Annotated in this window: 9 protein-coding genes and 1 tRNA gene; 7 read left to right on the top strand and 3 right to left on the bottom strand. The window is 58.3% G+C overall.

Annotated features, from left to right (window positions below):
• Positions 1 to 249 precede the first annotated feature (249 nt).
• Complete coding sequence (locus tag PY308_RS01815; RefSeq protein WP_275787402.1) at positions 250 to 3,510, top strand: hypothetical protein; 3,261 nt, start codon at positions 250 to 252, stop codon at positions 3,508 to 3,510.
• A 76-nt stretch (positions 3,511 to 3,586) separates the two neighbouring features.
• Here PY308_RS01815 and rpsA read toward each other — a convergent pair whose 3' ends face one another.
• The gene (gene rpsA, locus PY308_RS01810; RefSeq protein ID WP_275787398.1) at positions 3,587 to 5,290 is read right to left on the bottom strand and encodes a 30S ribosomal protein S1; all 1,704 of its coding nucleotides are present in this window, start codon (positions 5,288 to 5,290) and stop codon (positions 3,587 to 3,589) included.
• A gap of 122 nt (positions 5,291 to 5,412) precedes the next feature.
• Positions 5,413 to 6,039, bottom strand: a complete 627-nt coding sequence (cmk, locus tag PY308_RS01805) for a (d)CMP kinase (RefSeq protein WP_275787395.1) — start codon at positions 6,037 to 6,039, stop codon at positions 5,413 to 5,415.
• A 295-nt stretch (positions 6,040 to 6,334) separates the two neighbouring features.
• On the opposite strand from cmk, the gene PY308_RS01800 reads away from it, so the two are divergent.
• The 4 genes from PY308_RS01800 to PY308_RS01785 all read left to right on the top strand — a co-directional run bounded on the left by PY308_RS01800 (position 6,335) and on the right by PY308_RS01785 (position 17,681).
• Positions 6,335 to 6,724, top strand: a complete 390-nt coding sequence (locus PY308_RS01800) for a TIGR02300 family protein (protein WP_275787392.1) — start codon at positions 6,335 to 6,337, stop codon at positions 6,722 to 6,724.
• A 202-nt stretch (positions 6,725 to 6,926) separates the two neighbouring features.
• Positions 6,927 to 7,002: transfer RNA gene (locus tag PY308_RS01795), tRNA-Ala, on the top strand.
• 577 nt (positions 7,003 to 7,579) lie between these two features.
• Positions 7,580 to 12,346 carry a beta strand repeat-containing protein gene (locus tag PY308_RS01790; protein ID WP_275787390.1) on the top strand — a complete coding sequence of 1,589 codons (4,767 nt, stop codon included), beginning with the start codon at positions 7,580 to 7,582 and terminating at the stop codon, positions 12,344 to 12,346.
• A 196-nt stretch (positions 12,347 to 12,542) separates the two neighbouring features.
• Positions 12,543 to 17,681 (top strand): beta strand repeat-containing protein, encoded by a 5,139-nt coding sequence (locus PY308_RS01785; RefSeq protein WP_275787387.1) that lies wholly within the window; start codon positions 12,543 to 12,545, stop codon positions 17,679 to 17,681.
• Positions 17,682 to 17,809: 128 nt separating this feature from the next.
• Here PY308_RS01785 and PY308_RS01780 read toward each other — a convergent pair whose 3' ends face one another.
• On the bottom strand, positions 17,810 to 18,889 hold the full coding sequence (locus PY308_RS01780; RefSeq protein WP_275790978.1) for a GlxA family transcriptional regulator: 1,080 nt from the start codon (positions 18,887 to 18,889) through the stop codon (positions 17,810 to 17,812).
• A gap of 94 nt (positions 18,890 to 18,983) precedes the next feature.
• Here PY308_RS01780 and PY308_RS01775 point away from each other — a divergent pair, with 94 nt between their 5' ends.
• Both PY308_RS01775 and PY308_RS01770 read left to right on the top strand, forming a co-directional pair.
• Complete coding sequence (locus PY308_RS01775; protein ID WP_275787385.1) at positions 18,984 to 20,033, top strand: class I SAM-dependent methyltransferase; 1,050 nt, start codon at positions 18,984 to 18,986, stop codon at positions 20,031 to 20,033.
• A 459-nt stretch (positions 20,034 to 20,492) separates the two neighbouring features.
• Positions 20,493 to 21,494: a sensor histidine kinase gene (locus tag PY308_RS01770; RefSeq protein ID WP_275787384.1), complete on the top strand. Its 1,002-nt coding sequence runs from the start codon at positions 20,493 to 20,495 to the stop codon at positions 21,492 to 21,494.
• Positions 21,495 to 21,530 lie beyond the last annotated feature (36 nt).

Here is a 21,530-nt window from a genome sequence, read left to right as displayed (position 1 = left end):
CGGCGGCAAGCATCGAATATTGCGGCCCCCTGCAGGCAGACGATCCAGGCCTCCGTTATGGTTAATATTCTGTCAATGTTTTCCGCCCAATATCATCTTTGATCACGGGCCGAGTCGAATGTGGATCGGCGATCATTTTCGGCTGCAGCCAGCAACAGACATGTGCATGACGCGCTCCTATCCTCTTCAACGCGTGCAGGTGCCCGATATCGAAAAGGATTGTTTCAACCGAACCTGACGGAGACCGCGATGCGCATGCCCCATCTCCCCGTCACCGGTTCGGCCGTCGCTGTCCAGACACCCGCGCGGCAGGCAGCGACCACGTCGTCCCCCGTTACGCTTCGTCCGCCCCGATCCTCCGCTAACCCGTCGGACGCTATCCTCAAAATCCTGGAGATTTTAAACCGCCAGATGATTGGCAGCCAACCCCTGCCGAAAGAAGCGCTTGCACGGCTGCTGGAAACACTGTCGAAAATCCTCAAGTTTCCGCCGCTGCTGCACGAGACGCCGCGCGACTTCACAAAACGGCTCGCCGTCTTCCTGGAGACCCTTCCGCCGGCGGCCCGGCTTGCGCTGGAAAAGCAGCTGGGGCAGCGCAACCTGACGATTGCGATTCGAGTTCTCGTGGACGCGATCAAGGGCACGAGCATCGTGGAAGCGGCCCGGCTTGCTGACAGATTGCTGCCGCCGGTTCTACTGCCTCGACCGCTGACGCAACCGGCAGAAAACAGGCCGGCCATATCCCGCCCAGTGCCAGGCACACTGTCACTGCCAATACCAATCCGTCAACCGTCAACCCAGCAGCCATTGCCGGCGGCGTTCCCCCTGCCCGCCGGGCCGCAACCCTTGCAGGTGGCGTTAAAAGCAGCCTTCGGCGTGGCAGGAGAAACAACACCGCGTCACGTCGAAGCAAAAGGAAACTTCTCTTCGGAGCAGACTATGCCGATCGTCCGGTCGCCTGAAGCGGAGGCGACGAGAACGACGCTGCAGCTTGGGACCGAAAACCTTGCCATTCCGGCCGCCGCAGGTATTGAGGAGGAACCCCTCCCCGTCCTGAGGGCTGCAGTGGCTTTTCTTGCGGCGGACGCCGCAGCTTTGTCGCTCGTTTCGGAAATTGCGTCCGGAGACATCGATAGCCGGCTCGCTTACGAAATCGAGCTGGAACAGGCTACAGACTCCCCACCCGCGACAGACGCGATCATCACGACCGAGCAGCCGGAGGAGCAGCAACAGTCAGCCTCCATAGACGGGCTCCTAGAACGCCCGGTTGTGAATAAGCAGGACATGGCGACCGCGGCGGAAGTGCTGGGTCAGACGATCCCGTCTCATGAAACCGCTTCGGGTGAACAAGCCGTTCATGGAGCGTCTTTGACTGAAAATACGGGGGGTCCGTCCGGTCAGCTTGCCTCCCTCCCTGATCTCCCGCGCCTCCCGGACCTCGCGGGCCTCCCCGACATCCCGGGCCACACCAACCAACCGTCGCCAGAAGTCGATGGGTTCAGACCGCAAGACCTTGGCGAATGGGACCTGGAGGTAGAACCGCACGCAGTTCCCTCTGACAGTCAGGCCCAGCCGACGAACACGATCGCAGGCAATGCTTCTGCGGCGGATACCCAAGACCAGGTATTTGACGAAATCCCGAAAGATGCTTCCGAAGCAGGCCTTTTGCCAGAAGGAGAGACAAACGAGCCTGGAAACAGGAAGTTTTCCGACATGCCTCCACCCACATCCGCCGATATTGACGCGGAGGCTTTCCTTGCCCAATTCGAGCCCGACGACGTGGCCGCTCCGGGTTCGCAACCCTCCGCTTCGGCCGAAATTGATCGAAACGATCTATCAACTATAGACGACGGCAACCCCACCTTGATTGCGGAGGCGCCGGATGACGGCCTGGAAATTGCGCCCTTATCCAGCAAAAGCGACTCCGAATCGCAGGTCGCGCCATCGACCGGGCGTGATAAGCCTACACCCCCGGCAAATTCTCTCGTGCTACCCGACCCCGATCGGCAACAGCGTCAACGGTTGGACCACCACCATGGCGACCAGCGTTCTATTTTGAACACGCTGCACGAATGGACGGAAAGGCCGCGCTTGCAGAAAGGCACATCCCAACCGCAGATCATGCCATTGCGATTGCCGGCTCCAGCTGCCTTGACAGGCGGCCTGCTGGCGCAAACGACGGCGGTGCAACAATCGGTCAATCACGGTGGCGGCGATCGTCACGACATGCCGAACAGGGTCAACGACCGGGCTGCGGATGAAGAACCCTTGCGAAAAAGCGCGGCCGAACCGAAGCCAATTGCGCTTCGGCTTCCAGCGTCAGTATCGCCAACAGGCGCACTGCCTGCCCACCGGGAGCAGGCACAGCCGGCAATTTCGGCAACATCGCCTCTTCTGCCCAACCACCGTCAGGAACAGCATGAGGCGATGGGTCAGACAAGCGCCGACTGGCGCGACATCCTGAACACGGTGCCGGATTGGTCAGGGGAAAGGATGCCCCCGCAAGATAATGCATCCGAACCGGGGCCACTTCCGCTGCGACTGCCGGCCGCAAAATCGGTAACGAACGCACTGCCCGCCTACCGCATGGAGCAGGCACAGCCTGCAATCTCGGCAACGTCTCCTGCCCTGTCCAGCAACCATCAGGAACAGCATCAGGCGACAGACCAGACAAGCGGCGACTGGCGCGACATCCTGAACACGGTAGCGGATTGGTCGGGGGCAAGAATGCCTCCGCAACACGATGCATCCGAGCCGCAGTCCAGAAACCTGCCGATCGCGCCGGTTTCGATCGATGCATTCGATACGGTTCCCGTCCAATTCGCGGCGATGGATAAGGAAGCCATTTTGCCAGCGCCGTCCCTCCCGGCAAATCGCCAGGACGGACCGACCGATGGCGAAAACGACGGCTGGCGAGCCCTGTTCGATACAATTCAGGATCTGACGAAGGAGAGCCTGCCTCTGCTCAAGGATCCGGCGGAGCGTCTTGCCGCCGTGTTCAAGGCACCGGGCGGCAGCGGCATCGAGCCATTTTCGGAACGGCTCATGACAGCGCGCGACGCGCGCCAAAGTCCGCCCGATGCTTCACCGCTCCTCCAGACCGAGATACAGGCCACAGAATTCGAGAGTGAGGCCCGGACCATGCATCCCCAAGAGGCACACGAACTCCGTGACCAGAAGACAATGTCCAACCGCACGGCCCCCTTCCAGGACGTGCGGGAAGTGCCGCTGTTGCGCCATCCTGACCCGGGATTCCTCAGGGAAGCCTTCCCTTTCGCCATGATCCCCTATCTTCCGGCCGTGATCAGGGGCGTGGACGGCGCAACAGCGAACGAAACTGAAGAGGAACTGACGGACGAGGACGAGGAAACGCCAAGCGGTGACGCCGGCAAAGAAAGACACCGCGATGATGAGGTGTTTGCGAATACACCGGACGAAGACGACGGGGCAGACGGCGAGGAAACTGCAGACGCCTATGACCTCTATCGCCATATGGGCGGCCTTGGCTGAACGAAACTGAGAAGAACGCAAGAAGAAGCCCGCGGAAATTGCTTCCCGCGGGCTTCTTCATTCAAGAGGCAGAGGCCTATTCGCCGCCGCGGTTTTTCAGGGCAGCACCCAGGATGTCGCCGAGCGAAGCGCCACTGTCGGACGAACCGAACTGAGCAACGGCTTCCTTCTCTTCGGCGATTTCCAGCGCCTTGATCGACAGCATGACCTTGCGGTCCTTCTTGGAGAAGTTGGTGACGCGGGCGTCAACAATCTGACCAACGGAGAAACGCTCCGGACGCTGTTCGTCACGATCACGCGACAGGTCGGCACGGCGGATGAACGAGGTGAGGTCGTCGTGGTTGACGAGCTTCACTTCGATGCCACCGTCGTTGACGGCGAGCACTTCACACGAGACAACGGCGTTCTTGCGCAGATCGCCTGATGCAGCGGCGTCGCCGACCGCATCCTTGCCAAGCTGCTTGATGCCGAGCGAGATACGCTCCTTTTCGACGTCCACATCGAGAACGACGGCCTTGACCATGTCGCCCTTGTTGTATTCCTCGATGACCTGCTCGCCCGGACGGTTCCAGTCGAGATCCGACAGATGCACCATGCCATCGACGTCGCCGTCGAGGCCGATGAACAGGCCGAATTCGGTCTTGTTCTTGACTTCGCCTTCAACTTCCGTGCCAGCCGGATGGCTGTGCGCGAAGGCCTGCCACGGATTCTCGAGCGTCTGCTTGAGGCCGAGCGAGATGCGGCGCTTGGTCGGATCGACTTCGAGAACCACCACGTCGACTTCCTGCGTCGTGGACAGGATCTTGCCGGGATGAACGTTCTTCTTGGTCCAGGACATTTCCGAAATGTGGATCAGGCCTTCGATGCCCGGCTCCAGCTCGACGAATGCGCCGTAGTCGGTGATGTTGGTGACGGTACCGGAGATCTTCTTGCCGACCGGGTACTTCGCACCGATGCCATCCCAGGGATCCGACTCGAGCTGCTTCATGCCGAGCGAGATACGGTGAGTTTCCTGGTTAATGCGGATGATCTGAACCTTGACCTGCTGGCCGATGTTCAGGATTTCCGACGGATGGTTGACGCGGCGCCATGCCATGTCGGTGACATGAAGCAGACCATCGATGCCGCCGAGATCGACGAACGCGCCGTAATCGGTGATGTTCTTGACGACGCCGTCAACAACCTGGCCTTCTTCGAGGTTCTGGACGATTTCCGAGCGCTGTTCGGCACGCGATTCTTCAAGAACCGTACGGCGCGATACAACGATGTTGCCGCGACGCTTGTCCATCTTGAGGATTTCGAAGGGCTGCGGGTTGTGCATCAGCGGGGTGACGTCGCGGATCGGGCGGATATCGACCTGGGAACGCGGCAGGAAGGCAACGGCACCATCCAGATCGACGGTGAAACCACCTTTGACCTGGTTGAAGATGACGCCTTCGACGCGTTCTCCGGCTTCGAACTTGACTTCGAGACGGACCCAGCTCTCTTCGCGGCGAGCTTTTTCGCGCGAAAGAACGGCTTCGCCCAGAGCATTTTCGATGCGCTCGACATAGACTTCGACTTCATCGCCGACCTTCAGCGTGCCGTCCTTGGCCTTGGCGCCGAATTCCTTGAGGGCGATGCGGCCTTCGACCTTCAGACCGACGTCGACGATGGCGACGTCCTTCTCGATGGCCGTTACGATACCCTTGGTGACGTAGCCTTCTGCAAGATCCTGTGTTGCAAAAGACTCTTGCAGCATCGCTGCGAAATCGTCGCGGGTGGGGTTGGCTTGAGACATGAATACTCCTGATGTGCCGTCAGATGACCGCACAGGCGCCGGGGGTTGGTGTTGAACCTGTCCGAAAACCATCCGCTCCAAGGGTTAAGGGAGCAAATCCGGCGCGGGGATGGTGTCTCGGACTATATCTTCAATGCGGCATCGATAATGGTCTTCGCCGCCTGGAATGCGGCCTCTATACTCATTTCGGACGTATCTAGCAAGTGCGCGTCTTCAGCCGGGCGAAGCGGACTGTCGGCGCGTTCCATGTCGCGCTCGTCACGCTTTATGATGCCGGCCAGAATCTCCAGATAATCGGCCGGCGTGCCATTTGCGACGATCTCGTCGAAGCGGCGGCGGGCGCGGACTTCGGCCGACGCCGTGACATAGAGTTTGACCGGAGCGTCAGGGCAAACCACGGTGCCGATGTCACGGCCATCGAGCACAGTGCCTGGTTCGCGGACGGAAAAAGCGCGCTGCGCCTCGACCAGCGCCTGGCGGACCGATGGCATGACCGCGATCTTCGAGGCGGCCTCGCCGATGGAATGGGCCGACAGGACGGATCGATCGAGCCCGGCAAGCTCGACGTTCCGGGCCATCCGCTCGGCCAAGGCCTCCTCGTCCAGCGGGTAGCCGGCGTCGATCAGCGCCTTGGCCGTGGCGCGGTAGGTCAGGCCCGTATCGAGATGATGGAACCCGTATTCCTCGGCAATGCTGCGCGACAAGGTGCCCTTGCCTGCTGCGGCGGGTCCGTCGATGGCGATGATCATGAACTATCCTTGCAACAGCCTGCTGGTCGCGGTTTGTTAACGGAAAATGGAGTGGATTGCCATCAGCAATGAGACGTTGGGACAAGGGCTCTTTTCCCTCACGGTGCCACGATGCAGTTTAGACAGGCATATGGCTTGAACGCGTCGGGCACTGAAGCGAAACTTTCAAGACCCTGCAAAGTAAGCTTTGACAGATCAGGCCAAGACGACTATGGGGACCGGCTAATTCATTTCACCTACAACGCCGGTATCCCGGCAAATGCCGGTACTCCCGGCCATTCAAGAGGCTTTGACCGTGGCAAAAGCGGAACTTGGAACAAAACGTATCGATCCGGAGACAGGCCGAAAGTTTTACGACCTGAACAAGGATCCGATCGTTTCTCCCTATACCGGCAAATCCTATCCCCTGTCCTTCTTTGAAGAGACGTCCGTCGCCAAGGTGATGGAGAAAGCCGCCGAGGAAGACGAAGTGGCGGAAGTCGACACCGAGAACACCGAAGTCGAACTGGTGTCGCTCGAGGATGCCGACAGCGAAGCAGCCGGCGGTGACGACATTCCGGATCTGGGCGACGACGATGTCGAGATCGAAGGCGATGACGACGACACGTTCCTGGAAGCAGACGAGGACGACGAGGACGGCCTGTCCGACCTGATCGGCGTCTCTGACGACGACGACGAGGTTTAAGCTCCTCGATTCAAAGACATGCGTCCGCGCGACTGGATTTCACGAACGCGGACGCAAAGGCTTCGGGCTCTTTTCAGAAAAACTTTGCCCTTTGTCTTTTTCGGCTTGCCATCTTCCGGAAGCGGAAGTATGAAGCCGCACCTGCCTGGGGCCAAGCGCTTCGGACGGGCTTCCCGGACACCGGCTCAGCCGGACCCGTTATGGGGCTATAGCTCAGCTGGGAGAGCGCTTGCATGGCATGCAAGAGGTCAGCGGTTCGATCCCGCTTAGCTCCACCAATCTTTCAAAGCCGTATTGAAACAATTAACACCGCAGTTGCTGCTTCGATCGACGAAGCCACGACGGGGTTCGCTTCACCATATTTATCGGCATGCCGGCCACAGAGGCGGCGGCACATCATTTCTCCGGTGTCGCGACAAGCTTTCGAAAACTGGCCTAGCCCGGATCGCGACCCAATAAACCACGGCTCGACGAGACCTCTGCAAACGACATTGCTGGAACCGACAAGATCGGCGTGGTGCGCTGCAATAAAAATGCGCGGTCTGGCTTTCGAAAACGCCTCTTTTCAAAAGCAAGTTAACTAGATCTCCAAATATGATTTGCATATTCCTGGCAAAATCTTAATATCATTAACAATTTGTTGACAACAGCTCGACCAAATGGGATTTAATCATCTTTACTTGGTCAGATTACAACAAGACGAAATTATATCGTCCCATACCGTCGCCATCTGTTGCGGCCTGTCAAATATATTACTTGAATCAGTGAACGCTAAAATAGCTCTCGTGACGGTATTTGGACCGTGTAACTGACCCATTTTAGGATCTACATCTTTAACGCGATCGAGGACTGATAATGTCAAGCATCATCAACGGCGACAATGACAACAACATCCTCGATGGCACGAATGAAGATGACGAGATCTATGGTTTCGACGGCGATGACGAACTTACCGGTGGCAACGGTTCGGATCTTCTCGACGGCGGACTTGGAAACGACACGCTGCACGGCGGTCTCGGAGACGACACGCTGAACGGTGGCGACGGCGACGATTATTTGTACGACAATCAGGGCTTGAATATCTTTGATGGCGGCGCTGGAAATGATCAAATCAACGCTAACGGCAATTCGAACTCGACGATCAGTGGTGGGGATGGCGATGATACAATCTCCGCCTCTTCCAATCTCAACACAATCAGTGGCGGCGCTGGGAATGATCAAATCTATTATACCTACGGTTCCAACGGTACAATCGATGCGGGAGCAGGCGACGATACTATTAACTTATACTACGCCAGCAATTTGACATTGACCGGCGGCATCGGTCGCGACACCTTCACACCGACTAGCTTCGACAGCAACACCATTACAGACTTCACCGCCAGCGACGGCGGCGATGTCATCCAGCTCGACGGCATATTGGGCAGCCTGCAGAACTACTCCGGCAACAACCCCTTCGCCAGCGGCCATATCCAGTTGCTGCAGAACGGTACGGATACACTGCTGCAGGTCGATCGCGACGCTGCCGGAAGCAATTATTCCTTCGTCACACTCCTCACCCTCAACAATGTCGATTTAACCGATCTGAACGCCTATAATTTCGGTTCCATCCCGCCTGACGGATCAGCGATTCCAGGCCAGATCATCAATGGTGATGAAGACGGCAACAATCTTACTGGAACGGTCGGAGACGACGAGATCTATGGTTTCGACGGCGATGACGAACTTACCGGTGGCAACGGTTCGGATCTTCTCGACGGCGGACTTGGAAACGACACGCTGCACGGCGGTCTCGGAGACGACACGCTGAACGGTGGCGACGGCGACGATTATTTGTACGACAATCAGGGCTTGAATATCTTTGATGGCGGCGCTGGAAATGATCAAATCAACGCTAACGGCAATTCGAACTCGACGATCAGTGGTGGGGATGGCGATGATACAATCTCCGCCTCTTCCAATCTCAACACAATCAGTGGCGGCGCTGGGAATGATCAAATCTATTATACCTACGGTTCCAACGGTACAATCGATGCGGGAGCAGGCGACGATACTATTAACTTATACTACGCCAGCAATTTGACATTGACCGGCGGCATCGGTCGCGACACCTTCACACCGACTAGCTTCGACAGCAACACCATTACAGACTTCACCGCCAGCGACGGCGGCGATGTCATCCAGCTCGACGGCATATTGGGCAGCCTGCAGAACTACTCCGGCAACAACCCCTTCGCCAGCGGCCATATCCAGTTGCTGCAGAACGGTACGGATACACTGCTGCAGGTCGATCGCGACGCTGCCGGAAGCAATTATTCCTTCGTCACACTCCTCACCCTCAACAATGTCGATTTAACCGATCTGAACGCCTATAATTTCGGTTCCATCCCGCCTGACGGATCAGCGATTCCAGGCCAGATCATCAATGGTGATGAAGACGGCAACAATCTTACTGGAACGGTCGGAGACGACGAGATCTATGGTTTCGACGGCGATGACGAACTTACCGGTGGCAACGGTTCGGATCTTCTCGACGGCGGACTTGGAAACGACACGCTGCACGGCGGTCTCGGAGACGACACGCTGAACGGTGGCGACGGCGACGATTATTTGTACGACAATCAGGGCTTGAATATCTTTGATGGCGGCGCTGGAAATGATCAAATCAACGCTAACGGCAATTCGAACTCGACGATCAGTGGTGGGGATGGCGATGATACAATCTCCGCCTCTTCCAATCTCAACACAATCAGTGGCGGCGCTGGGAATGATCAAATCTATTATACCTACGGTTCCAACGGTACAATCGATGCGGGAGCAGGCGACGATACTATTAACTTATACTACGCCAGCAATTTGACATTGACCGGCGGCATCGGTCGCGACACCTTCACACCGACTAGCTTCGACAGCAACACCATTACAGACTTCACCGCCAGCGACGGCGGCGATGTCATCCAGCTCGACGGCATATTGGGCAACCTGCAGAACTACTCCGGCAATAACCCCTTCGCCAGCGGCCATATCCAGTTGCTGCACAACGGTACGGATACACTGCTGCAGGTCGATCGCGACGCTGCCGGAAGCAATTATTCCTTCGTCACACTCCTCACCCTCAACAATGTCGATTTAACCGATCTGACCAACGACAATATTGGCGGTTACGAGCCGGATGGGTCTTCCAACGACACACCGGCACTGACCGGCACGCTTGCGGCGACGATGCTGGAAAACGGCGCGCATGTGCTCACGACCAGCGAGCTCGGCTTTACCGATCCGGACAATACGTTTGCCACATTCACGGCAACCTCGATCACCAACGGGGCGATTTTCGTCAATGGCATGTCCGCGACGAAATTCACCATCAGCCAGCTGACGGCGGGAGAGGTCGAATTCCGGCATGACGGTTCGGAAACGCTTTCGGCGGGGTTCCAGGTTGCCGTCAGCGACAGCTTCTCGAGCTCGGCCAAATCTGATTTTTCGTTGACCGTCACACCGACCAACGACACGCCCGTCCTGATCGCGCCGGTGACGGAAATCACCTATACGGATACCAGCGGGGATGATGGCTTCGGCACGGTCGGCGATGTATTGACTGTAGACGATCCCGATAGTGGCGACACGGCGACCTACGGCGTCGCGGGCCGGTCTGTAAGCAGTGTCAGCGGTTTCGATATTCAGCGCGTCGGTCTTTACGGAACGCTGCTTTTGAACAGCGTGACGGGGGCTTATGAATATCGCCCGAACGATGGCGCGATAGAAGCGCTTACGACAACCGTGACGGAGAGCTTTACACTGACGGTGAACGACGGAGCATCGGCCACGGACAGCGAGACGCTGACCATTACCCTCAACGGGACGAACGATGCGCCCCGGAATCTTCTGGCCAGTGGTCTTTCAGTCGATGAAAGAGCGGCGAACGGCACCGTTGTCGGCACGCTTGCGGCCAGCGACGCGGAAGGCTCCAGCCTGACCTATGAATTGATCGACAATGCCGGCGGCCGCTTCGCCGTCGTCGGAAACGAATTGCGCGTTGCCGACGGACTTTTGCTCGATTACGAGCAGCTTGCCGCCCACGATGTCACCGTGCGCGTGACAGATCCATCCGGCGCGACGCTCGAAACCGTGTTGACCGTGAACCTTCTGGATGTGTCGCCCGAAGAGGTGGTGGGCGATACCCGCAACAATGTGATATTCGGCGGCGCCAGCAATGACCTGCTGAACGGCGGCGGCGGCAATGACAGCATGAGCGGCGGCGGCGGCAATGATACCTATGTGGTCGGCGAGATCGGCGACATGGTTTTCGAAGCCGGTGGCGAAGGGGTCGATATCGTGATCGCCAGCACGAGCTACGGGCTTGCGGCTGGACAGGAGGTCGAGGTGCTGCGGCTCGCCCTCTCCACCGGGACAGCACCGCTGACGATCAAGGGCAACGAGTTCGACAACCAGCTGATCGGCAATTCCGGGGCAAACACGCTCGATGGCAAGGGCGGTAACGACACCATGGGCGGCGGTGCCGGCGACGACACCTATCTGGTCGCGGAAACCGGCGACAAGGTCTTCGAGGCCGTGGGTGGCGGAACGGACGTGATCGTCTCCACAACGAATTACGCCTTGTCCGCAGGACAGGAAATCGAAACGCTGAGGCTTGCGAGCTCCACCGGGACCGCGCCGCTCTATCTCAAGGGCAACGAATTTGCCAATCAACTGATCGGCAATGCCGGGGCAAACACGCTCGACGGCAAGGGTGGCGACGACATCCTGCGCGGCGGCGATGGCAACGATACCTATGTGGTGGACAAGGCCAGCGACAAGGTGCTCGAATCCGTCGGCGGCGGGATCGACCTCGTCATAGCCACGACAAGCTTCTCTCTATCGGCGGGACAGGACATCGAGAGGCTGCAGCTTGCTCTTTCCACCGGCACCGCGGCACTCAACCTGTCGGGCAACGAACTGGCCAATGAGCTGATCGGCAATGCCGGTGCAAACAAGCTGGACGGCAAGGCAGGTGACGACATTCTGCGCGGCGGGGCCGGCGACGACATCTATGTGGTCGAGCAGGCCGGCGACCAGGTGTTCGATACGCTCGGCAGCGGCATCGATACCGTCATATCGACGGTGTCGTTCGCCCTGGGAAGCAATCAGGAGATCGAGACGCTCAAGCTCTCCAGCTCGACAGGCACAGCCGCCCTTGACCTGACGGGCAATGCGCTTGCGCAGACCTTGATCGGCAATGCCGGCGCGAACGTCCTGAACGGCGGTCGCGGCAACGACATCCTCGTGGGTGGACAGGGAGACGATACCTACATTTTCGACACCAGACTGGATGCCACGAGCAATGTCGATACGATCACGCGCTTCTCGAACGGCTCGGGCAACGAGGATGTCATCGTTCTCAGCCATGAGATTTTCACGAAGCTCGCAAATGGAGCGCTGAGTGCGGCCAACTTTGTGGCGACGTCCACCGGAGTGGCGCAGGATGCGGATGATTATATCGTCTACGACACCAGCGACGGCTCGCTGGCCTACGATACCAATGGCAGCGGCACAGGCGGCGAAGTCATTTTTGCAATTCTACAAAACCATCCGGCACTGGGCGCCTCAGACGTCCTGATCGTATAGAAGGAATGGACAAAGTCGCCGCGAGGTGCAACCCTGCCTTTCATATTTCTGATAGCATTGTAGGCTTTAAGGATAGCATCTCTTTCGACGCAATCGCACCAGACATTACGACAGATGAAGACGACAAGTATGTAAGCCTTCATCTGCTTACAACGACGTTTGATGACATCACATAATTCAAGGAATAGGGCTCACAATGGCAATCAATACGCTCGAAACGTTCGGAAGCAACATCTCCGGAACCATAGCCTATTTTGAAAACTTCGATCAGATCGTGGTTTCAATCGACGATCCGACATCGGCGATAGAGCTGTCGCTGACCAATGGTGGCGCGCTCGATTTGACGGATGAGTTGCAGATCGATGGCGGCGGAGCGCGCAACGCCGTGATGTTCGCATCGGCGCTTGGCAATACGATCACCACCGGCGCCGGCGATGACACCCTGTATGGTGGAAATGGCAATGATATCTTGAATGGCGGAGCGGGCAACGACACCCTCGACGGGGCTGACGGCAATGACACGCTGAACGGCGGCGATGGCAATGACAGCATTTCCGACTACGAAGGCACGAGCACGGCGATCTCAGGCGGCATCGGCAACGACACGATTACCATAGGTGTGGGAACCGGAACCATCGACGCCGGAGCGGGCGACGATGTGATCGATACTTCCAATAATGTCTCGATGAACATCGATGGCGGCCTGGGCACGGATATGCTCTATTCCGGCCCGACGCTCGGAACCGGCACGATCACGGGCATCGAGATCCTGACGACGAACGGCTACGAAGTCCAAGGTGCGGTCAGCCAGTTCGAGAGCTTCACGTCGATCATCTTTAATCTGGATTTTACGGACGAAGAGGTCAATCTTCGCCTGACAAACAGCGGGGTTGTCGATCTTCTCGATGAATTGTCCGGCCGTAGCGCGACAATTTCCGCTTCAAACTTCGGCAATACGATCACCACCGGCGCACTTGATGACACCCTGTATGGCGGGGCTGGCAATGACACGCTGAACGGCGGAGCGGGCAACGACACCCTCGACGGAGCTGATGGCAATGACGCGCTGAACGGCGGCGATGGCAATGACAGTATTTCCGACTACGAAGGCACGAGCACGGCGATCTCAGGCGGCATCGGCAACGACACGATTACCATAGGTGTGGGAACCGGAACCATCGACGCTGGAGCGGGCGACGATGTGATCGATACATCCAGCACATCCAGCAATGGAGCAATGAATATCGATGGCGGCATGGGCACGGATACGCTCTATTCCGGCCATACCTTTGGAACAGGCACAATCACGGGCATCGAGATCCTGGCGACGAACGGCTACGAAGTCCAAGGTACGGTCAGCCAGTTCGAGAGCTTTACGTCGATCATCTTTAATCTGGATTTTCCGGGCGAACCGGTCAATCTTCGCCTGACAAACGGCGGGGCTGTCGATCTTCTCGATGAATTGACTGGCCGTAGCGCGACAATTTCCGCTTCAAACTTCGGAAATACGATCACCGCCAGCGCACTTGACGATGCCCTGTATGGCGGAGCGGGCAACGACACACTGAACGGCGGAACGGGAAACGACACCCTCGACGGGGCTAATGGCAATGACACGCTGAACGGCGGTGACGGCAACGACACCATCACCGATTACGAAGGCACGAGCACGGCGATCTCCGGCGGTATCGGCAGTGACACGATCACCACGGTTATGGGAACCGGAACGATCGACGCCGGAGCGGGCGACGATGTGATCGATACATCCAGTAATGTCTCGATGAACATCGACGGGGGCCTGGGCACGGATACGCTCTATTCCGGCCAGACGCTCGGAACCGGCACAATCACGGGTGTCGAGATTCTTGTGACGAACGGCTACGAAGTCCAAGGTACGGTCAGCCAGTTCGAGAGCTTCACGTCGATCATCTTTAATCCGGATTTTCCGGGCGAGCCGGTCAATCTTCGCCTGACAAACGGCGGGGCTGTCGATCTTCTGGATGAATTGACTGGCCGTAGCGGGGCGATTTTCGCGTCGGACTTCGGCAACACGATCAACACCGGCGCGCTGGACGACGCCCTGTACGGCGGGGCAGGCAATGACACGTTGACCGGCGGGGCAGGCAACGACACCCTTAACGGAGCGGACGGCAATGACACGCTGAACGGCGGCGACGGCAACGATACCATTACCGATTACGAAGGCACAACCACAGCGATCTCCGGCGGCATCGGCAATGACACGATCACCAGTTGGGTGGGAACCGGAACCATCGACGCTGGAGCCGGCGACGATGTGATCGATACATCCAACAATGTCTCGATGAACATCGATGGCGGCCTGGGCACGGATACGCTCTATTCCGGCCAGACGCTCGGAACCGGCACTATCACGGGCGTCGAGGTGCTTGCGACGAACGGCAACGAAGTCGAAGGTACGGTCAGCCAGTTCGAGAGCTTCACGTCGATCATCTATCGGCCGGATTTTCCGGGCGAACCGGTCAATCTTCGCCTGACAAACGGCGGGGCTGTGGATCTTCTGGATGAATTGTCCGGTCGGAGTGCGACGATTGTTGCGTCGGACTTCGGCAATACGATCACCACCGGCGCACTTGACGACGCCCTGTATGGCAGAGCGGGCAACGACACGTTGAGCGGCGGGGCTGGCAACGACACCCTCGACGGCGCTGACGGCAATGACACGCTGAACGGCGGCGACGGCAACGATACCATTACCGATTACGAAGGCACAACCACAGCGATCTCCGGCGGCATCGGCAATGACACGATCACCAGTTGGGTGGGAACCGGAACCATCGACGCTGGAGCCGGCGACGATGTGATCGATACATCCAACAATGTCTCGATGAACATCGATGGCGGCCTGGGCACGGATACGCTCTATTCCGGCCAGACGCTCGGAACCGGCACTATCACGGGCGTCGAGGTGCTTGCGACGAACGGCAACGAAGTCGAAGGTACGGTCAGCCAGTTCGAGAGCTTCACATCGATCATCTATCGGCCGGATTTTCCGGGCGAACCTGTCAATCTTCGCCTGACAAACGGCGGCACTGCGGATCTTAAGGATGAATTGTCCGGCCGTAGTGCAACGATTTTCGCGTCGACACTCGGCAACACCATCGTTACCAGCACTGGCGACGACTTTCTGTATGGCGCCGAAGGCGATGACACGCTGGATGGGGGCGCCGGAACCAACTCTCTCAATGGCGGCGAAGGCAGCGACACCTATATCGTCGACAGTAAAATTCTCGATTTGATCTACGAGGACGCGTTCGCATCCGGCAAGGATACTGTACGGTCGAGCATCACATACACGCTCGAGGACAGCCTGGAGAACCTCGTTCTCACGGGTGTGGCGGCCATCAACGGCACCGGCAACGGGTTTGTCAACAGTCTCACCGGCAATTCCGGAGACAATATTCTCAACGGTGGCGCCGGGGCCGATGCGATGGCGGGCGGTGCGGGAAATGACACCTATCTGGTCGACAATTCCGGCGACACCATTGCGGAAATTGCCGGTGGAGGGACCGATACGGTCCAGTCAAGCGTTACGCTGACGCTGTCGGCCGAGGTCGAGCGACTGACACTGACCGGCGCTGCGGCAATCAACGGAACAGGCAATAGCCTGGCTAATCTGATCATCGGCAACGCAGCTGCAAACGTGCTTGACGGCAAGACCGGAGCAGACACGTTGCAAGGGCTTGGCGGCAACGATATCTACACGGTCGACAACGCCGGCGACCAGGTTATCGAAGCTGCGGGACAAGGCAGCGATATTGTTCAGACGGCGGTCAGCTATGCTCTCGCAGCAGGTCAGGAGATCGAAACGCTGCGGGTGGTCGGTGCCGCCGGCGTGACCGCCGTCAACCTGTCCGGCAATGAATTCGCCAATACGCTGCAGGGCAATGCCGGCGCCAACGTGCTGGACGGAAAAGCAGGCGTCGATGCGCTTTACGGATTGGGCGGCAACGATATCTATCAGGTCGACAACATCGGGGACAAGGTGTTGGAAGCCGCCGGCAACGGTACCGACACGGTACAGAGTTCGGTCAGCTTCGCATTGGCGGCGGGACAGGAAATCGAGATTCTTCGGTTGCTCGGCAGCACCGGTTCGACCGCGCTCAACCTTTCGGGCAACGAATTCGCCAACACGCTGCAGGGCAACGCCGGCGCCAATGTCCTTGACGGAAAAACAGGCGTCGATGCGCTTTACGGATTGGGTGGCAACGACACCTATCAGGTCGACAACGCTGCAGACAAGGTCTTTGAAAATGCCGGAAATGGCACCGACACCGTGCAGACAACCGTAACCTTTTCGCTGGCTGCCGGCCAGGAGATCGAAACGTTGCGGCTGGTCGGGAGCACCGGCTCGACGGCGCTGAATCTCTCGGGCAACGAGTTCGCCAACACCCTTCAGGGCAATGCCGGCGCAAACGTGCTTGACGGAAAAGCAGGTGCCGACACGCTTCAGGGATTTGCCGGCAATGACATCTACCAGGTGGACAATGCCACGGACAAAGTGCTGGAAGCGATCGGCAACGGTACGGACACAGTACAAGCGACGATCAGCTTCACACTGGCGGCGGGAGAGGAAATCGAAACCTTGCGGCTGCTGGCAAGCACCGGCTCGGCAGCTCTGAACCTTGGCGGCAACGAATTCGCCAACACGCTGCAAGGCAATGGCGGCGCCAATGTTTTGGACGGAAAAGCTGGCGCCGATACGCTTCAGGGTCTTGCCGGCAATGACATCTACCAGATCGACAACATCGCCGACAAGGTTATGGAAGCGGCTGGCAACGGCACCGACACCGTGCAGACGGTGGTCAGCTACGCGCTTGCAGCGGGCCAGGAAATCGAGACCCTTCGGCTGCTCGGCAGCACCGGCTCGACGGCGCTGAATCTCTCGGGCAACGAGTTCGCCAACACGCTCCAGGGCAATGCCGGCGCCAATGTTCTCGATGGGAGAGCAGGCACCGACCTATTGCAAGGTGGTGCAGGCGCCGACACCTTCCTGTTCACGACCACGGCCGGGTCATCCAATATCGACAGCATCGTCGACTTTTCGGTGGTGGACGATGTCATCCGGCTGGCAGCAAACGTTTACACGAGCCTTACCGCTGGCGGTCTCGCACAGGGCGCCTTCAAAGATCTCGCCTCGGGTGCGGTCGATGCCGATGACCGCATCCTCTATGACAGGACGACCGGCGCCGTGTTCTACGATGCCGACGGCAGCGGTAGCGGGGCAACGGCAGTGCAGCTGGCCATTCTGAACAACAAGGCTGCATTGACCCATCAGGATTTTCTCATCGCATAGGCAATCACAAAGACCGGCCGCAGAGAAGCGGCCGGTCTTTGCATCCCTCGACGGCAGGATCTCCCTTTCGCTTCTCTCCAGCTGATGAAAAGCGCAGCCGGCACGTCTCCAAAATCCATCATTGGGGGTTATGCAAGTTCCTCGGCCGAGGCTGCCCGAAGGGCGGCTTCCACATTCTCAGGCAGGCGGAAGCGTCGGCGATATTCGCCTGGCGTCAAGCCGGCAATTTTGCGGAACAGGCGGCGGAATGAGGCAAGGTCGGAATAGCCCACATCAAATGCGATATCCTCGATCGGCCTCTCGTCAAGCTCCAGCATTTGCTTTGCCTCCTCCACTCTCAGCCACTGGACATATTCGAGCGGAGAATAGCCGGTCGCTTTCTTGAAGCGCCGATCGAACGACCGCTTGGGAAGGCCGGAAAGCCGTAGCAATTGTGAAAGAATATCTCTCGATTGATAGTGGTCCGGAACGTATTCCTGGCACTTTTCGATAATCATATCTCCATGACCGACATTGGCAATCATGGACGCATAGGGAAGTTGCCCGTCACGATGCCACTGATACAGGAAGAGCTTGGAGATGCGGATCGCCTCCGCCGTTCCGGCATGCCGGGCAATCAGAAAGAGCGTCAGATCCTGCCACGATGAAGCGCCGCCCGAACAGACGATGGAATGTCCAGGGCCACTCTGAACCAGGATGCGCTCCTCCCGAAGGTCTACCCGGGGGTAGCGATTTCGGAACAGGCTTGCATACAGCCAATGGGTGGTCGCCGACTGCCCATCCAGAAGTCCCGCCTCTGCCAACACGATCGAACCTCCACAGGCAGCAAGCAATCGCGCGCCTTTCCGGTGCATCCTGACGATCCATTCAAGAAGCTTACGGTCCAGCGCTGCGATTGTCTCCGGCGTATCGACGACCACATTGGGAACGAGCACGTAGTCGGTCTGTTCAACCTCATCGATGGTCGCCTGCGGCAGGATGGTCACGCCGGTGATCAGGGTCAGGGGGCCGGGATTTGCCGCAATAAGGCGCGGAGCAAACAGAACCTCACTCGTCGGCTCGTTCGAATTGCTTTTCCAGTGCGCACCAGCGATCCAGAGCGTATCGAAAATACCGTACATGATGGACGGGTCGCATTCCGCAAACGCGACGATGCTCACCTGCAAGGGTCGCTTCTCAGTCAAAGAAGCTGGCTGGATCGGCTTCATAGCGGCCATTCTGCCTCTGCCGCACGCGCTACGCAATGCCTAAAACCCTTGCAACCGGGCGGCATTCCGCAGCCCCGAAACAGGGCGACACCCAATGGAAATCGATACCAACAAATTGCATGCCCTGCTGGGCGTCATGGTGAATGAGCTCGGCGCGGCCCAGAACGCTGCTCTCGTAACGCTTGGAGATGAGCTTGGCCTCTACCGGGCGATGGCAGGCAAGGGTCCTGTCTCGCCGACCGAGCTTGCGACACTGACGGATACAAAGGAGCGATATGTCCGGGAGTGGCTTTCCGCTCAGGCCGCGTCCGGCTTTGTTGACTACAACGTTGCCGCGGACAGGTTCGAACTGTCTGCCGAACAGGCAGCGGTCTTCGCGATCGACGAGAGCCCGGTCAACATGATCGGCGGTTTCCAGGCGCTGGATGCCGTCTACGCGGATCGCCGCAAGCTGGCTCATGCATTCCGCCACGGCGGCGGCGTCTCCTGGGCGGATCGCTGCACCTGCATGTTCTGTGGTACCGACCGTTTCTTCCGGCCGGGCTACAAGTCCAATCTCGTTGCCAATTGGCTCCCGTCGCTGGATGGCATCATCGAGAAACTGGAGCGCGGTGCGCTGGTGGCGGATATTGGGTGCGGGTTTGGATCATCGACGATCATCATGGCCGAGGCGTTTCCCAGATCACAGTTCCTCGGCATCGACTTCCATGCTCCTTCGATCGAGCATGCAGCACAGCACGCCAAACAATTGAACAATGTCCGGTTCGAAACGGCTGGGGCGAAGGACTTCGCCGGGACCGGGTTCGACCTTGTCACCATGTTCGACGCCCTGCATGACATGGGCGACCCGGTCGGGGCGGTCCGTCATGTTGCAAAGGCGCTGAAGCCGGAGGGCACGCTGATGCTGGTCGAGCCGATGGCCGGCGACAGCCTCGCAGACAATTTGAACCCGATCGGCCGTATTTTCTATGCAGCTTCGGCCAATACTTGCGTTCCCGCATCCTTGAGCCAGGAGGTGGGCGCCGCACTCGGGGCACAGGCTGGCCAAGTCAGGCTGTCACAGGTCCTGAACGAGGGTGGCTTCCAGAATGTCCGGCGGTCGGCCGAAACTCCGTTCAACATGGTGCTGGAGGCACGGCTGTAATTCAAGAAGCAATCAAGCGGCCGATATGCGGTGTCGCGGTGACATTTTTTACAGTCACCGCGACACCGGGCAGGCCGGATAGACGATCAGTGTTCCATGGCAGACAGGCTGGCTTTGATCATCGCCCTCCACGCGTTTTTTGCCGGCCTCATCACGCGGTGGAACGCTGATCGTCTATCCGGCCTGCTAGCGTCGGGCTTCCAGCTCCGAGAAACGTTGCGCCCCCGTTGGACGGCATGCGTTCGGCACATTAAAATTTCGAGACACTGCCCATTGAGCGCTTGCATTTTCTTGCCTCTACGGAGACAAGGTTATGGCATGTTTTTGCGCATTCCAAACAGCCTGCCTACAGCCAATGACTTTCCCGTGATGTGAAATTCTGCGAATTTAAACACGCAGAAATTGGAATTGTCGCGATAGAAACTTGCCCTGTAGACGTGATTTTGGAAAGATGCATCGATGCCCTTCAGCGACCCTCGCCATCCCCTTTGGAAGCCGGAAAACTTGCGTCGCGCCATCCATGCTGCCGGCGTGGCTCTCTGGTCTTGGAACGTCACGAGCGATCGTTTCGCGATGGACGAGCAGGCCTTCAAGCTTTGGGGGCTCGTCAAAAAGGGTGAGGTAAAATTCGAGGATCTCTCGGCCCATATTCACCCGGCCGACAGGGATCGGGTCCGCGCCGCCTTCACCGCAACGCGCGGCATTGTCGGATCTTACGAGATCGACTTCCGTATTCTCGTTGGAGAAGACATCCGATGGATTTCGGCGCGGGGTCTTGGCGACGACGCGGCCCTGCACGACGGGCAGATGTTCGGTGTGTTTCTGGACGTTACCGGGCGCAAGCAGGCTGAAGAAGGTAATGAACTGCTGGCCGGAGAAATGAGCCATCGGGTCAAAAATCTGCTCGCCATCGCTATGGGCCTGACAAATATCACCTCACAATCCACGACGACGGCCAAGGAAATGGCGCAGGAACTGACCGGGCGGTTGGCCGCACTTGGCCGCGCTCACGACATGGTCCGTCCGCTTCCGGGAAGCCAGGGGCATGCAGCGCTTTTGGGCGATCTTCTGTCCGTTTTGCTGTCGCCTTACGAAGACCTGGGGGCATTCAAGGGGCGGATACGTGTTGCCGTCCCGCGCATGGGCGTGGGGGAATTGGCTGCAACAGCCTTGTCTTTGATTTTCCACGAACTGGCGACGAACTCCTTGAAATATGGCGCGCTTTCCGTTGATACCGGAATTCTCGATCTCTCAGGCATTACGGAAGATGGCGATGTCACACTGACCTGGACCGAACGCGGCGGGCCTCCGGTCGAAACTCCCGATAGCGCGAAGGGGTATGGAAGCAAGCTGCTGAAGCGAAGCGTATCCGGCCAGCTCGGAGGGACAATTTCCTATGAATGGTCCAAGGAAGGCGTTGTGGTTGTTCTCACGCTAAAAGGCGACCGGCTGGCCAAATAGCAGATGGCCTGACCGATAACGGCATAATCGAAATAA

Source organism: Pararhizobium gei, from assembly GCF_029223885.1.
GTDB lineage: Bacteria > Pseudomonadota > Alphaproteobacteria > Rhizobiales > Rhizobiaceae > Pararhizobium > Pararhizobium gei.
This window is presented reverse-complemented; position numbering and strand designations above follow the sequence as displayed.

Excerpts from the sequence above, each read along its gene's own strand:
- PY308_RS01775 (WP_275787385.1), top strand. The coding sequence starts at position 18,984 with ATGGAAATCGATACCAACAAATTGCATGCCCTGCTGGGCGTCATGGTG.
- PY308_RS01785 (WP_275787387.1), top strand. The coding sequence starts at position 12,543 with ATGGCAATCAATACGCTCGAAACGTTCGGAAGCAACATCTCCGGAACC.
- PY308_RS01790 (WP_275787390.1), top strand. The coding sequence starts at position 7,580 with ATGTCAAGCATCATCAACGGCGACAATGACAACAACATCCTCGATGGC.
- cmk (WP_275787395.1), bottom strand. The coding sequence starts at position 6,039 with ATGATCATCGCCATCGACGGACCCGCCGCAGCAGGCAAGGGCACCTTG.
- PY308_RS01780 (WP_275790978.1), bottom strand. The coding sequence starts at position 18,889 with ATGAAGCCGATCCAGCCAGCTTCTTTGACTGAGAAGCGACCCTTGCAG.
- PY308_RS01815 (WP_275787402.1), top strand. The coding sequence starts at position 250 with ATGCGCATGCCCCATCTCCCCGTCACCGGTTCGGCCGTCGCTGTCCAG.
- rpsA (WP_275787398.1), bottom strand. The coding sequence starts at position 5,290 with ATGTCTCAAGCCAACCCCACCCGCGACGATTTCGCAGCGATGCTGCAA.
- PY308_RS01770 (WP_275787384.1), top strand. The coding sequence starts at position 20,493 with ATGCCCTTCAGCGACCCTCGCCATCCCCTTTGGAAGCCGGAAAACTTG.